Origin of the sequence: Rhodospirillum sp. A1_3_36 (assembly GCF_047263945.1) — a bacterium.
Taxonomy (GTDB): Bacteria; Pseudomonadota; Alphaproteobacteria; order Rhodospirillales; family Rhodospirillaceae; genus Rhodospirillum.
The window spans coordinates 26,014-39,114 of sequence record NZ_JBLAVB010000010.1 but is presented as its reverse complement, the minus strand read 5'-3'; the positions used below and the strand labels follow the sequence as shown (position 1 = coordinate 39,114).

Below are 13,101 nucleotides of genomic sequence, written 5' to 3'. Positions count from 1 at the left end.
CGTTCGTCATTTCCCGTGATCGGCGGATTTGGGCAGTCTCTATCTCGAGTTCGGCGCGGATGTCGAGCCCATTGTTACTGACGAGACCTAACCAAATCAAAGATCGGATAGACTCCATGAAAGACACCCTCAAGAGTAAATCGACCCTGGCCGTCGCCACCGCCATGGCTTTTGCGATTGGTGCCGCGTCCCTGGTTCCCGCCGCCCAGGCTGCTGATACCGAGAAATGCTTTGGTGTGGCCAAGGCCGAAAAGAACGACTGTAAAACCGCAAGCAACGTCTGCGCTGGACATTCCAAGGTCGATGGGGCGAAGAGCGCCTTCATCTTAGTCCCCGCCGGGACCTGCGATAAGCTGGTCGGTGGCTCCCTCGAGTCGATGTAAACCTGCCTTCCCCCTCCCTTTTCAAACATATTAAGGATAGATCCATGAAAGATACCCTGAAGAGCAAGTCGACCCTGGCCGTCGCCACCGCCATGGCTTTTGCCATTGGCGCCGCGTCCCTGGTTCCCGCGGCCCAAGCTGCCGACAACGAAAAGTGCTATGGTGTGGCCAAGGCTGGAAAGAACGACTGCCAGACGGCGAAGAGTTCCTGCGCCGGGACCTCCAAGGTGGACGGTCAGAAGGATGCATGGGTTTACGTCCCTGCGGGCACTTGCGAGAAGCTGGTCGGCGGTTCTCTCGAATCCATGTGATCGCTTCCTGAGATCACCCCCTGAGATCACCCCCTGAGATCACATGAGGATCCCACGATGAACGACCACTCAGCCGAATCGAAGGTCGCTCCGCAGATGACCTGTCAGGCACCGGAGCATGCGACCCGGTCGGTTCCCCGTGGGATCCCCAAGGTCCCACCCTCTCTTGGGGAGGGCGTCCTTCCCCGGGCGCCCGGTATCTGCCTCAAAGCCGTACACCAAGCCGACCTGCTGGAGGCGCCCCCGGCCTCCGTGCATTGGGTGGAAGCCCATACGGAGAACTTCATGGCCCGGGGCGGTCCCTCCCACCGCTGGCTTGATGCCATCCGCGCGCAGTTTCCCCTGTCCCTGCATGGGGTGGCCCTGTCCTTGGGGGCGGCCCATGGGGTGGATCCCGGCCATCTCGCCCGGGTCAAGGCTGTGGTTGATCGGTTCGAACCGGTGCAGGTATCCGAACATTTGGCTTGGGTCGGACCGCCGGGGACCTATCTGAACGACCTGTTGCCCTTGCCGCTGACCGAGGAAAGTCTGGATGTGGTGGCGGACAATGTCGCCCGCGTCCAGGATGCCCTTGGGCGGTCGATTCTGGTGGAGAACCCCTCCCAATACCTGGCCTTCCATGACACGACCCTGACCGAACCCGATTTCCTGTCAGAGCTTGCCCGGCGCACGGGATGTGGTCTCTTGCTGGATGTGAACAACGTCCATGTGAGCGCCGTGAACCTGGGCTTTGACGCGAAAGACTGGCTCGACCGTCTGGCCGCACATGGTCCACCGGTGGGGGAGATCCACTTGGCCGGACATGCTGAGCGGGAGGTGGAGGGCTTGACCATCCTGATTGATGACCATGGATCGCGGGTGCGGCCCTCCGTCTGGGACCTCTATGACCATGCCCTGTCCCTCTTCGGACCCAGGCCAACCCTGATCGAATGGGATAATGATGTTCCCTCCCTGTCCGTTCTGGTGGACGAGGCCGCCCAGGCCGGGGCGCGGATGGCTGCACGCCAAGAGCGGGAGAAGGCGGATGCCTAGTCTCGCGACTTTGCAATTGGCGTTCGGTGCCGGAGTGCTGGAGAGGAGTACGGCGGTTCTGACCGCCATCGACGGGCTGGGGCTCGACCCGGCCCAACGCCTGTCCATTCACCGCAACAACACGCTGATCGGTCTGACCGAAGCCTTGGGCGACACCTTCTCGGTCGTTCGCCGTTTGGTGGGGGAGGCTTTCTTTGGCCAGTTGGCCCGGGATTTCCTGCTGGCTCATCCGCCCGCCTCCGGCTGTCTTCTCGATCTGGGAGAGGGTTTTGCAGCTTTTCTGGAAGCCTATCCCCCTGCGGCGTCCCTGCCGTACCTCGCGGATGTGGCGTCCCTGGAATGGGCTTGGTGGGGGGCCTATAACGATGCCGACGAGCCCCCTTTGAACCCGGCGGAGCTGTCGACCCTGGCGCCGGATCTGTTTCCCTTGCTGCGCTTCCTGCCTATCGCCGCCTCCCGTCTGGTGGTTTCGCCTTGGCCGGTTTCGGCGATCTGGCAGGTGAACCAACCGGAGGTCGTCGATCCGCCTGAGGTGGATCTGTCTTCCGGTCGCTCCCTTGGCCCATATCACCTGCTGGTTCTCCGCCCCGGCGCCGATGTGCTGTTCGCCGACCTGTCCGAAGGCGAGGCGCTGTTCTGGAAGGAGCTGTCGATGGGAGCCTGCCTGGGCGAGGCGGCGGCATTGGCCGAGGCGACACAGGCGGACTTCGACCTGGGAGCGGCGCTGGCCCGTTTTTTCACCCTGGGGGCCTTTGGCGCCGTCCAGACTCCGGCATCATAAAAAAAACGAGATATCCGGGAGAGTCCAAGATGACCAATGACATGGGTCTGAAGAGTACGGGCCCTGGCCCCTTCGCTGGTGTGCCCCTTCGTGCCCTGGAGGTGGCGCGAACCCTGCGGGCCCTGGCTGGACGATTGCCCGATTGGGTGATCGCCCTGTTTGCCCGTATCAGTCTGGCGAGCATCTTTTGGGCTTCGGGTCAGACCAAGGTGGTCAGCACGACAGCTTTTTCCATTCTGGGTCGGGAGATCGGCGTACCAGTCCATTTTCCGCCCCATCTGACCCCCCTGACCCCCGTCCTTTTCGCCGAGGAATACAAGGTGCCTCTTCTGCCTCCGGAGCTGGCTGCCTGGATGGCGGCATTGGGGGAGATGGTTTTCCCCATTCTATTGGTTTTGGGGCTGGCGACGCGTCTGTCTGCCTTGGGATTGCTGGGCATGACCCTGGTGATCCAAATCTTCGTTTACCCGAACCTGTGGTCAGACCATATGCTGTGGGCGGCGGGTCTGTTGTTCCTGATCGCCAAGGGACCGGGCTGGTTGTCGCTGGATTTCCTGGTGGCGCGGCGGGGCATGGGGGCCTAATCCCACTCGTCCCTTAGAGGGCTCCGAGATCAAGTTGAGCCACGTCTTGGCCACGGTACACGACAGTCGGTCCTTTCCCGTCACGGGGCTTTGCCCCGTCCCCCACTGGGGCCGAAAGGCCCCAGACCCCGAGCATTTACTGGTCGAAAGGCCTCAGGCTGTTATTTTTAAAAGAAAAATGGGGGTTTGGGGGCATCGCCCCCAAATGGGTTTGGGCTATCGCCCAAAAAATGATGAGACACTGTCGTGTACTGTGCATCTTGGCTCAAGCTAATCCCACTCGTCCCTTAGACCAAGGATCCGATGGGCCACCGCGCTGGAAAACCCACGTCGTGCCAGGGAGCCCAGGTCTTTGCGATACTGTGCCTCCCGCGTGCTGGGATCCGTGCGGTAAGGGCCAAGCTTGCGGCGTTTGCAATAGGCTTGGGCGGCCTCCATGTCCGGGTCCTCGGAATGCTCCAGGGTTTCGGATAGCGCCGCTTCGATTGCATCGTCACCCACGCCTTTGGAGGCCAGGGTGCGGCGGATCAACGCGGGAGGATTCCCCTTGCGGAACAGGCTCCGGGCCTTGCCCTCGGCATAGCGGCTGTCGTCGATGAACCCGGCGCGGGCCAGTTTTTCAATGACCTCGCCGATCCAGACCTCGGCCTGTTCCCGGTCCGTTTCGTGAATCTGGGCGGCCCGATCCACCCGGCGGCGCAAGACCTGGCGCACACTTTCGCCGCTGGCGGAAAAGCGCTCCAGGTAAAAGAGGGCGATCCGCTCCAGGCGCTCCCGGGTCACGGGCTTGGGCTGTTTGCGGCCTTTCGGGCCAGGGGGATGGGGAGGGGGCATATGGTGGGGGTGGGGAGGGGTCATGTGGCGCCGTCCCTTGTTTTTCCTGTTTGCGAACCTTAGTTTCTCGTCAGGGCGACCCTAACCCAAGGTGCGCTTTTTTCCGAGAGATGAAGAGGATCGTTCCGTGAAGGATGCCAGCGGCTCCATTGGTATTCCCCCTCCCCGTCGGATGGGGGCCGTCAACTGGCGGGGTATGTGGGAGCTCTATTTGCGGGAAGTGCGGCGCTTCCTGAAAATTTATCTGCAAACGATCGCCGCGCCCATGGCCACGACGCTGATTTTCTTGGCCATTTTCGCATTGTCCATCGGTCGTCAGGTGAACATGGCCAATGTCAGTTTCATGGAGTTCTTGGCCCCGGGCCTGATCATGATGACCATGGTGCAGAATGCTTTCGCCAATTCCTCCAGCTCCATGGTGATCTCCAAGGTCCAGGGGAACATCGTCGATGTCCTGATGCCCCCCCTCAGTGCTCTGGAACTGACCGTTGGTTTTTCCATGGGGGGAGTCTCTCGGGGCCTTGTCGTGGGATTTTTCGTCGCCCTGGGGATGCTGTTCTTCGTGCCGCTGCACATCCATTCTGTCTTCTTTATCGTCTTCCATGCCATTGGGGCGTCGTTGATGCTGTCCATCCTGGGGCTGATTGCCGGGGTTTGGTCAGAGAAATTCGATCACATGGCTGCCGTGACGAACTTCATCATTACCCCCCTGTCCTTCCTGTCGGGGACCTTCTACACGATTGACCGCCTGCCCGAGAAGCTTCAGTTCCTGGCCCATATAAACCCGTTCTTCTATATGATCGACGGGTTCCGCTATGGCTTTTTGGGTCACGAGTCGGCCATGCCGATCACAGGTCTTTTGGTGGTCGGCGGGTTCAATATCGTCCTCGCTGTCGCCTGTTGGGCCCTTATCCGGTCTGGATACAAACTGAAGGCGTAAAGGTGCGCGCCGCGCCTTCGAGCGTTTGATGGACGAGGACTGAGACGCTTTTATCCTCGTCCGCTCAGAAAGTGCCCCTTTCCTGTCATGGGCCTTTGGCTTGGTCCGTGATAGAAGGGGGCGCCATCACGGACCACCCCGGGGGAGTTCCATGTTTTTCGCCATACCCTTTCCAGCCATCGATCCGGTGATCGTGGAGCTCGGGCCCTTCGCCATTCGCTGGTACGCCCTATCCTATATCGTCGGATTGTTGGGTGGCTGGTGGTACATCCGCTTTCTGTCCCGCCGGGCCAAGCCACCGATCATGGAGGACGCCCATGTGGACGACTTTCTGGTCTGGGCGACGGCGGGGACCATCCTGGGGGGGCGCATTGGCTATGTGCTCTTCTACAATTTGCCCTATTACCTGGACAATCCGCTGCAGATCCTGACGGTCTGGCATGGGGGGATGAGTTTCCATGGTGGGTTGCTGGGCGTTATTACGGCCACCATCCTGTTCTGCCGTCAGCGTGGCCTGTCCATCCCCCGGGTGGGCGACGTGGTGGCCTGCGCGGCTCCCATCGGCTTGTTCTTTGGACGGTTGGCCAATTTCATTAACGGCGAGCTGTTTGGCCGCCCCGCTCCTGATGTGCCCTGGGCCATGGTCTTCCCCCGGGGCGGCGATATTCCCCGCCACCCCAGCCAGCTTTATGAATCCTTCCTGGAAGGGTTGGTCCTGTTCACTGTCCTGGCCCTGCTGTGGCATTTTACCCGTTTGGCCCGCAAGCCCGGTCGGATGATCGGTGTTTTCCTCATCGGTTATGGCATCGCCCGCATCACCGCCGAGTTTTTCCGCGAGCCGGATGCCCAGCTCGGTTTCCTGGCCATGGGCGTGACCATGGGCCAACTGCTGTCCCTGCCGATGATCCTTGTCGGGATCGGCATCGTCATTTTCGCCAGCCGGAGGCCCGAGCTGGACCCCACGACGGGTGACGCCTCCTCCCCGGCGAAGGCCAACCCGAAAAAGGCCAAAGCCCGTGGCGGCTGAGTCTTCCCCCCTTGCGAGCCTGACCGATCGCATGGCCCGCGAGGGCGCCCTCTCCGTCGAGGAGTGGATGGGCGCTTGCCTCGCGGCCTATTACGGCAAAGGCTCGGCCATTGGGGCCAAGGGCGATTTCATCACCGCTCCCGAATGCACCCAGATGTTCGGCGAACTCCTGGGCCTTTGGTCTGCGGTGGTCTGGCAATCGATGGGCTCTCCCTCCCGCGTTCTGCTGGTGGAACTGGGCCCCGGGCGGGGCACCCTGATGGCCGACGCCCTGCGGGCCTTGGCCCCGGTGCCCGCCTTCGTTGCCGCCCTGGAGGTCCATTTGGTGGAGACCAGCCCAGGGTTGAGGGTCCGCCAGAAAGAGGCTTTGCGCGACAGCCCTGTCGCCGTTGCTTGGCACGACCGGGTGGAGGATCTGCCCGATGGGCCGATGATCCTGCTGGCCAATGAGTTCCTTGATGCCCTTCCCATCCGCCAATACCTGCGGGCGGGAACGGGATGGCGGGAGCGTCTGGTGATGCCGCGAGAGGGGCGGCCACCCTTCGCCTTCACCATGGGACCCCTTTTGGTCGATCGGCCAAGGCTTTTGCAGCCTGCCCATGATTCGGCGTCGGAAGGGCAGATCGTCGAGGTTTGTCCCGCCGCCCATGAGATCGTGACATGGGGGTCGACTCGGATCGCTCAGCAGGGGGGCGCGGCCCTTTTTCTGGACTATGGAGCTGCCCGCTCCGCCCCGGGGGACAGCCTGCAGGCCTTACGCCGCCATACCTTTGTTCCGATCCTGGACACGCCGGGAGAAGCCGATCTGACAGCCCATGTGGACTTCGAGGCCCTGGCGCGAACCGCCGTGGATGCAGGGGCCTCCGTGGACGGTTTGTTGCAGCAAGGTCCCTTTCTGCAGGCCCTTGGATTGGAACAGCGCGCCCAGATTTTGACCGATTCCGCGACGGCCAAACAGAGAGAGGATATTGCTTCGGCGGTACGCCGCTTGATTGATCCCGCAGAAATGGGCACCTTATTTAAGGTCTTAGGCCTTCGCCACCCGGCTATGGCTCTTCTCCCCGGCTTCTAGGGATACCGGTTTCATGATCACCGTTTCCTCGCTCAACGCTTTGACGAACGTACGGCACGGGTTTTTTACCCGAAATCGGGGTGTGTCCAAGGGGCTTTATGCCTCCCTGAACTGCGGCTATGGATCCGGCGACGTGGCCGAGGCCGTGACGCGAAACCGAGCTCGGGCCGTGACCGAGATCGAGATGCCGCCTGAGGCTTTGGTCACCGTCCATCAATGCCATTCCAACAAGGTGGTCGAGGTGGACAAGCCTTGGCCCCACAGTCAGGCGCCAGAGGTTGACGGCATGGTCACCTCGGCGCCTCGCGTGGTGCTGGGGATCCTGACGGCAGATTGTGCGCCGGTCCTGTTCGTCGATCCCAAGGCCCGCGTCATCGGTGCCGCCCATGCCGGTTGGCGGGGGGCGCTGGGGGGGGTGCTGGACAATACGGTGGAGGCCATGGAGCGTCTGGGCGCCAAACGGCGGGATATCCTGGCTGGAATCGGTCCCTGCATTGCCCAGCGCTCCTACGAAGTGGGCCCCGAGTTCCCAGCGGCCTTTCTGGAGGAGGACGAGGCCAACCAGATGTTCTTTGCCAAGGCCCGCAAGGAGGAGCATTTCCTGTTCGACCTGCCGGGTTATGTGGCCAAGCGGTTGGTGCGTGTGGGCGTGACGGAGGTCATGCCGACGCCCTGCGACACCTGTCGGGAGGAAGATCGCTTCTTCAGCTACCGCCGATCCGTGACCAAGGGAGAGGCCGATTATGGCCGGATGCTTTCGGTCATTGCTCTGGAACGTTAGGCCGCCGTATACGCATAAGAACGAGACAAAAGATTGGGACTATCGTGGCCGTGCCAGACTTAACCTCCGTTGGGCGAGGGACTGTTCACCCCCTCGGGAGCTATTCGTGACCGTGACTCTTCTCCGCCTATCGCAGGTGCCGACCCTTTGGATGTTGGCGGCTTCTCTTCTTCTGTCTGGATGTGGTGATCTTCCCCGGCCCTTTGCCCGTGATCGCTATGCTGCTGTGGCCAATCCCCTTGTCGCTCTGCGCTCGGGGACGGGGGTGACGGTGCAGCCCGCTGTGGGGTTGCCAGTGCCCTGGAACCGTCTGCTCGCTCTGGAAATCGCCGAAATGTTGCGTGGTCAGGGCATTCCGGCGGAAGCGGGTGAGTCTGGTACTTTGGGGCACCGACTGTCTTTGCGCGTTGGTCCTGCGCTTGGATCTTCCGGCGGTGCGGTACCGGACGGGCTCGACCCCGGTTTTTTGGCTCCCGGTGCGTTGCCCATGGAAACCACGTGGCAATTGACCGCCGACGATGGCACTGCCTTGGCAGGGGATATCAGCTATGCCTCGGTCCAGGCGATCGCCTGGGAACGGGCCGCGCCGGAAAGCGCGCGCGCGTTGGGGGCTCCCGTGGTGGCGGCGGTCTCGACGGCTCTGGGTGGTGGCGGCTGGTCTCCGGGATCCCGGGGAGAGGCCACAGGGATGTCTGATACCGAACCTCCCTTGCCCCATGCGGCGCCTTCGTCTCCGGGGGGGGCCGTGACCCATGAGAACCTGGCGGTCCCACCGATCGGGGGCGAAGCCGGAAATGGTGCCAAGTCCCCGCCACCCGTAGAGGTGCCCCAGGGGCGGAAAGCCCCACCGCCACCGGGTGCCGATCAACGTCCGCCGCCTCCGGCGCCGAGACCGGCGAAGGCCCTGTCGCCCGATGGCAAGATCGTCATGGCCATGGAGCCGCGTCTCACCGAGGCCCCGGGAACGGGCGGGCGGGAGTTGGAACAGGCCATGGCCACCTTGATCCGCGCCGCAGGCATGGCCGTGACCCGGAATCCGGAAAAGGCGTCCTTCGCCATCATTGGGACGGTGACAACGACTCCGGTGGCCGGGGACCAGGAAAAGGTGGATTTGGTCTGGCGGGTCACCGACCCAAAAAGCGGCGACGAAATCGGGACGGTGCGGCAGCAGAACGTCATCCCCAAGGGTATGCTTGACGGCGAATGGGGGCGCTTGGCCTACGAGATCGCCCAGGCCGCCTTGGAGGGTGTCGGGGATGTTCTCACGGGGCAAACACAGTAGGTCTCACGGGGCTGACACAGGAAATGGGGTAAATCCGCTATTTCGGGGGGAGGAAAGGCGGGCTGTGTGGTTTACAGCCGCATGACATGTTGATAAGACTCCGGCCCGTGGCGCCCGGGCTTTTCGAGGGTGCCTGTTCAGCAGCCTTGGGCGAATCCCAAGTCCGCCTTCGCCCTGGCTTCGGCCATGTATATGATCCGTATGATCCGCCTATACGATTGGGGAAACCGGAATGAAGATCCTTGCTTGTAACAGCAACCGTCCCCTTGCCGAGGCCGTCGCCAGCTACCTCAATCTGGAACTCACCAACGCAAGCGTGAAACGCTTTAGCGACATGGAAGTTTGGGTGGAGATTCTGGAGAATGTGCGCGGCGAGGATGTTTTTGTCGTGCAGTCTACCAGCTATCCGGCCAATGACAATTTGATGGAATTGTTGGTCGCGCTGGATGCCCTGAAGCGTGGCTCAGCCCGCCGGGTGACCGCCGTCATCCCGTACTTTGGCTATGCCCGCCAGGACCGCAAGACTGGTCCGCGCACGCCGATCACTGCGAAGCTGCTGGCCAATCTGATCACCAGTGCCGGGGCCAACAGGGTCGTCACTCTGGATCTGCACTCTGGCCAGATCCAGGGGTTCTTCGACATTCCCCTGGATAACCTCTATGCCGCGCCGGTCTTCTCCAAACATATCATGGAGAACTTTCGGGGCGAGCGGCCGATGATCATTTCCCCGGACGTGGGGGGGGTGGTCCGTGCCCGTGATCTGGCCCGACGCATCGAAGCCGACTTGGCGATCATCGACAAACGCCGCGAGCGGGCGGGTGTGTCGGAGGTGATGAACATCATCGGTGACGTGAAGGGCCGGGATTGTATTCTGGTCGATGACATCGTCGACTCAGCGGGCACGCTCTGCAACGCGGCCACGGCCCTGAAGAACGCGGGCGCCAACTCCGTGGCGGCCTATGTGACCCACGGTGTGCTGTCCGGTGGAGCCGTGGCCCGGGTGACGAGTTCTCCGCTCGACAGCCTGTGCATCACCGACTCGATCCAGGCGACGGAAGCCATGCGGCTTGCGCGGAATGTGCACCAGATCTCCATCGCCCCGCTGGTTGCCGAAGCCATGCGCCGGATCAGCCAGGAAGCCTCGGTGTCCAGCCTGTTCAATTGATGTGAGGGTGTCATCCAGTTCGCTGGGTGATGCACACGAGGAAAATGCCCATGAAAGTCCTGGTCGTTGGGTCCGGCGGACGCGAACACGCGCTCTGCTGGAAGATCGCCCAATCCTCCCTCTGCGAAACCCTGATCTGTGCGCCCGGGAACGTGGGCATTTCTCAGGTCGCCGAACTGGCCCCCGTGGGGGCGGAGGATCTGGCCGGGCTTGTCGCGTTGGCCAAGGACCGGGCCGTGGATCTGGTGGTTGTGGGACCGGAGGCGCCGTTGGTGTTGGGCCTCGCCGACGCCCTGCGCGAGGCCGGAATCCCTGTCTTCGGCCCCGGACAGGGGGCGGCGGAGCTGGAGGGCTCCAAGGGCTTCATGAAGGATGTGCTGGCCAAGGCCGGGGTGCCCACCGCTTGGTATGGCCGCTTCACCGAAGCCGAGGCCGCCCGGGCCTTTGTCCGTGAAAAGGGTGCGCCTATCGTGGTCAAGACCGATGGTCTGGCTGCGGGCAAGGGAGTGATCCTGTGCCAGACGGTGGAGGAGGGGCTTGCCGCCGTCGACTCCATGATGGTCGAGAAGATCTTCGGCGAGGCCGGGTCCGAGGTGGTCATCGAGGAGTTTTTGGTGGGTGAGGAAGCCAGCTTCTTCGCCCTCTGCGACGGGAAAAACGCCCTGCCCCTGGCTGCGGCCCAGGACCACAAGGCCGTGGGCGAGGGCGACACCGGACCCAATACGGGCGGCATGGGGGCTTATTCCCCGGCCCCGGTCTTCACCGAGGCCATGCAAGATCTGGTTATGGCCGAAGTCGTCGCCCCCACCCTGAAGACCATGGCTGAGATGGGCCGTCCCTACACCGGTGTACTCTTTGTCGGTTTGATGGTTACCGCCGATGGCCCCAAGGTCCTGGAATACAATGTGCGGTTTGGTGACCCCGAGTGTCAGGTTCTGATGGCCCGCTTGGACTCCGACCTTCTGCCGGTTCTGATGGCCGCCGCCAAGGGGGATCTCTCCGGCGAGAGTCTCTCCTGGAAGGACGAATGCGCCCTGGTGGTGGTCATGGCCGCCAAGGGCTATCCGGGTGCCTACCAGAAGGGGACCGAGATCAAAGGGCTCGAGGCCGCGAACGCCGTGCCGGGTGTCACCGTACTGCATGCGGGTACCAAGGATGGCGGCGCGGGCAAGGTTCTGGCCGCCGGAGGGCGCGTGTTGGGGGTGACCGCGCATGGGGAAACAGTGCGCGAGGCCCGCGATCGGGCTTATGCCGCCGTGGACGCGATCAATTGGCCTGAGGGGTTTTGTCGGCGGGATATCGCTTGGCGCGCGCTGGAGCGTGAAAGCGAATAACCCCAAGACGGGTGGTGTCGGCATTTTGCCGCAATCGCATCATACTCCTTTCGACCCTGGATAACCCAAACCGGAAGGACTGCCTTGCATGACCGAATCCCTGGCCATTAACTTCGCCGATATCGAGGATGCCGCGATCCGCCTGCGCGGGCAGGTGGTGGAAACACCTCTGTTGGAAAGCCCCATGCTTAATGAACTTGTGGGGGGCCGCCTTCTGGTGAAGGCCGAATGTCTGCAACGCACGGGCGCTTTTAAGCTGCGGGGGGCGACCAATGCGTTGGCCGCTATGGATGCCGAAACCCGGGTGCGGGGTGTGGTGACCCATTCCTCGGGCAACCATGCCCAGGCCATCGCGGCGGCGGCCAAGACCTGGGGCGTGCCTGCCACCATTATCATGCCGGACGACGCCCCGGCCCTCAAGGTCGCCCTGACCAAGGCCCATGGCGCACGGATTATTCAGGGGCCTCGCGCCGAGCGGGAAGATCTGGCCGCCCGGGCCGTGGCCGAGACCGGCGGTGTCCTGATCCCCCCCTTCGACCACCCAGATGTGATCGCCGGTCAGGGCACCATCGGGCTGGAAATCATGGACCAATGCGCTGCTCAGGAGGTGGTGCCCGATCAGGTGCTGGTCTGCTGTGGGGGCGGTGGGTTGACCACGGGGATTGCCACTGCGGTCAAGGGTCGGAATGCGGACACGGCCGTTTGGGCCGTCGAACCGGAGCACTATGATGACTGGGTGCGCTCCCTGGAAGCCGGAGAGATCCGGGCCAATGGCCCCATGGAGCCGACCCTGTGCGACGCGGTCCAGACCCAGGCGCCGGGCAAATTGACCTTCCCCATCGGCAAGGCCCTGCTGACCGGCGCGGTTGCGGTGTCGGAGGAGGAGGTGAAACGGGCCGTGGTTCTGGCTTTTCTTCACCTGAAGATCGTTGTGGAGCCGGGCGGAGCCGTGGCCCTGGCGGCTGTGCTTGCGGGTAAGGTTCCCAGCAAGGGCAAGGTGAGCGTGGTGACCGCCTCGGGCGGCAATGTGGATCCGGAAGTTTTTGCCCGGATCCTCAGTGAAACGGCGATCTGATCGGAGCAAGGCAACAAAGAAAGGCGATGGGAGACCCCATCGCCTTTTCCATCTTTGCTCGAACAGTCTGCCGAAATCTCTTTCTGTTCGTCATCCCAGGCTCCTTGTCCGCAGGGGGGATGACAAACAGAAAACGATCCGCTTCTACCGCCGCTTCTACCGCCGACGGGTGGGGCGCCGGTTGCCGCCACCAGCAGGGGGGGCGCCGACCGGCGGGCCACCGACCTTGTGGCGATAGGTGATGCGCGCCTTGGTCAGGTCGTAGGGGGTCATTTCCATGTCCACCCGGTCGCCAACCATGATGCGGATGCGGTGCTTCTTCATCTTGCCTGCGGAGTAGGCCATCACTTCGTGTCCGTTGTCCAACTGCACCTTGAAACGGGAGTCGGGCAGGACGTCGGTGACGACACCATCCATCTCGATAAGTTCTTCCTTTGCCATGGGGCTCGTCCTTGTTCTTGGCAAGCGGCCCCCCGGGGACGGCTCGCGCTGGATAAAAC

At 62.7% G+C, this 13,101-nt stretch carries 15 protein-coding genes; 13 read left to right on the top strand and 2 right to left on the bottom strand.

The window, feature by feature from the left end:
• Positions 1–116: 116 nt before the first annotated feature.
• The 5 genes from ACLIRY_RS18545 to ACLIRY_RS18525 are packed head-to-tail and all read left to right on the top strand — an operon-like array spanning position 117 to position 3,091.
• Complete coding sequence (locus tag ACLIRY_RS18545; RefSeq protein ID WP_413206913.1) at positions 117–383, top strand: DUF2282 domain-containing protein; 267 nt, start codon at positions 117–119, stop codon at positions 381–383.
• A gap of 44 nt (positions 384–427) precedes the next feature.
• Positions 428–694, top strand: a complete 267-nt coding sequence (locus ACLIRY_RS18540) for a DUF2282 domain-containing protein (RefSeq protein ID WP_413206912.1) — start codon at positions 428–430, stop codon at positions 692–694.
• Positions 695–751: 57 nt separating this feature from the next.
• Entirely contained in the window at positions 752–1,726 is a 975-nt protein-coding gene (locus ACLIRY_RS18535; RefSeq protein ID WP_413206911.1) for a DUF692 domain-containing protein, read from the top strand.
• The gene (locus ACLIRY_RS18530) at positions 1,719–2,507 is read left to right on the top strand and encodes a putative DNA-binding domain-containing protein (protein ID WP_413206910.1); all 789 of its coding nucleotides are present in this window, start codon (positions 1,719–1,721) and stop codon (positions 2,505–2,507) included. The genes ACLIRY_RS18535 and ACLIRY_RS18530 overlap by 8 nt, the downstream gene beginning before the upstream one ends.
• Positions 2,508–2,536: 29 nt before the next feature.
• Positions 2,537–3,091, top strand: coding sequence for a DoxX family protein (locus ACLIRY_RS18525; protein ID WP_413206909.1), 555 nt, complete (start codon positions 2,537–2,539; stop codon positions 3,089–3,091).
• A gap of 270 nt (positions 3,092–3,361) precedes the next feature.
• Here the strand turns inward: ACLIRY_RS18525 and ACLIRY_RS18520 are convergent, their stop codons facing one another.
• Entirely contained in the window at positions 3,362–3,949 is a 588-nt protein-coding gene (locus tag ACLIRY_RS18520; protein ID WP_413206908.1) for a regulatory protein RecX, read from the bottom strand.
• Between the two features lie 103 nt (positions 3,950–4,052).
• Between ACLIRY_RS18520 and ACLIRY_RS18515 the strand changes: the two genes are divergently transcribed.
• The 8 genes from ACLIRY_RS18515 (at position 4,053) to ACLIRY_RS18480 (ending at position 12,601) form a co-directional block, all read left to right on the top strand.
• On the top strand, positions 4,053–4,865 hold the full coding sequence (locus ACLIRY_RS18515) for an ABC transporter permease (RefSeq protein WP_413206907.1): 813 nt from the start codon (positions 4,053–4,055) through the stop codon (positions 4,863–4,865).
• Positions 4,866–5,016: 151 nt separating this feature from the next.
• Entirely contained in the window at positions 5,017–5,892 is an 876-nt protein-coding gene (gene lgt, locus ACLIRY_RS18510; protein WP_413206906.1) for a prolipoprotein diacylglyceryl transferase, read from the top strand.
• The gene (locus tag ACLIRY_RS18505) at positions 5,882–6,964 is read left to right on the top strand and encodes a class I SAM-dependent methyltransferase (RefSeq protein ID WP_413206905.1); all 1,083 of its coding nucleotides are present in this window, start codon (positions 5,882–5,884) and stop codon (positions 6,962–6,964) included. The genes lgt and ACLIRY_RS18505 overlap by 11 nt, the downstream gene beginning before the upstream one ends.
• Before the next feature lie 13 nt (positions 6,965–6,977).
• Positions 6,978–7,745 carry a peptidoglycan editing factor PgeF gene (gene pgeF, locus ACLIRY_RS18500; protein ID WP_413206904.1) on the top strand — a complete coding sequence of 256 codons (768 nt, stop codon included), beginning with the start codon at positions 6,978–6,980 and terminating at the stop codon, positions 7,743–7,745.
• A gap of 106 nt (positions 7,746–7,851) precedes the next feature.
• Positions 7,852–9,027, top strand: a complete 1,176-nt coding sequence (locus ACLIRY_RS18495) for a hypothetical protein (RefSeq protein ID WP_413206903.1) — start codon at positions 7,852–7,854, stop codon at positions 9,025–9,027.
• Between the two features lie 232 nt (positions 9,028–9,259).
• The gene (locus ACLIRY_RS18490; protein ID WP_413206902.1) at positions 9,260–10,192 is read left to right on the top strand and encodes a ribose-phosphate pyrophosphokinase; all 933 of its coding nucleotides are present in this window, start codon (positions 9,260–9,262) and stop codon (positions 10,190–10,192) included.
• Between the two features lie 50 nt (positions 10,193–10,242).
• Positions 10,243–11,526, top strand: coding sequence for a phosphoribosylamine--glycine ligase (purD, locus tag ACLIRY_RS18485; RefSeq protein ID WP_413206901.1), 1,284 nt, complete (start codon positions 10,243–10,245; stop codon positions 11,524–11,526).
• Positions 11,527–11,614: 88 nt separating this feature from the next.
• A complete protein-coding gene (locus ACLIRY_RS18480) occupies positions 11,615–12,601 on the top strand; it encodes a threonine/serine dehydratase (RefSeq protein ID WP_413206900.1) in 987 nt (328 codons plus the stop codon).
• Between the two features lie 156 nt (positions 12,602–12,757).
• Here the strand turns inward: ACLIRY_RS18480 and infA are convergent, their stop codons facing one another.
• A complete protein-coding gene (gene infA, locus ACLIRY_RS18475; RefSeq protein WP_413206899.1) occupies positions 12,758–13,042 on the bottom strand; it encodes a translation initiation factor IF-1 in 285 nt (94 codons plus the stop codon).
• Between the last annotated feature and the right edge of the window lie 59 nt (positions 13,043–13,101).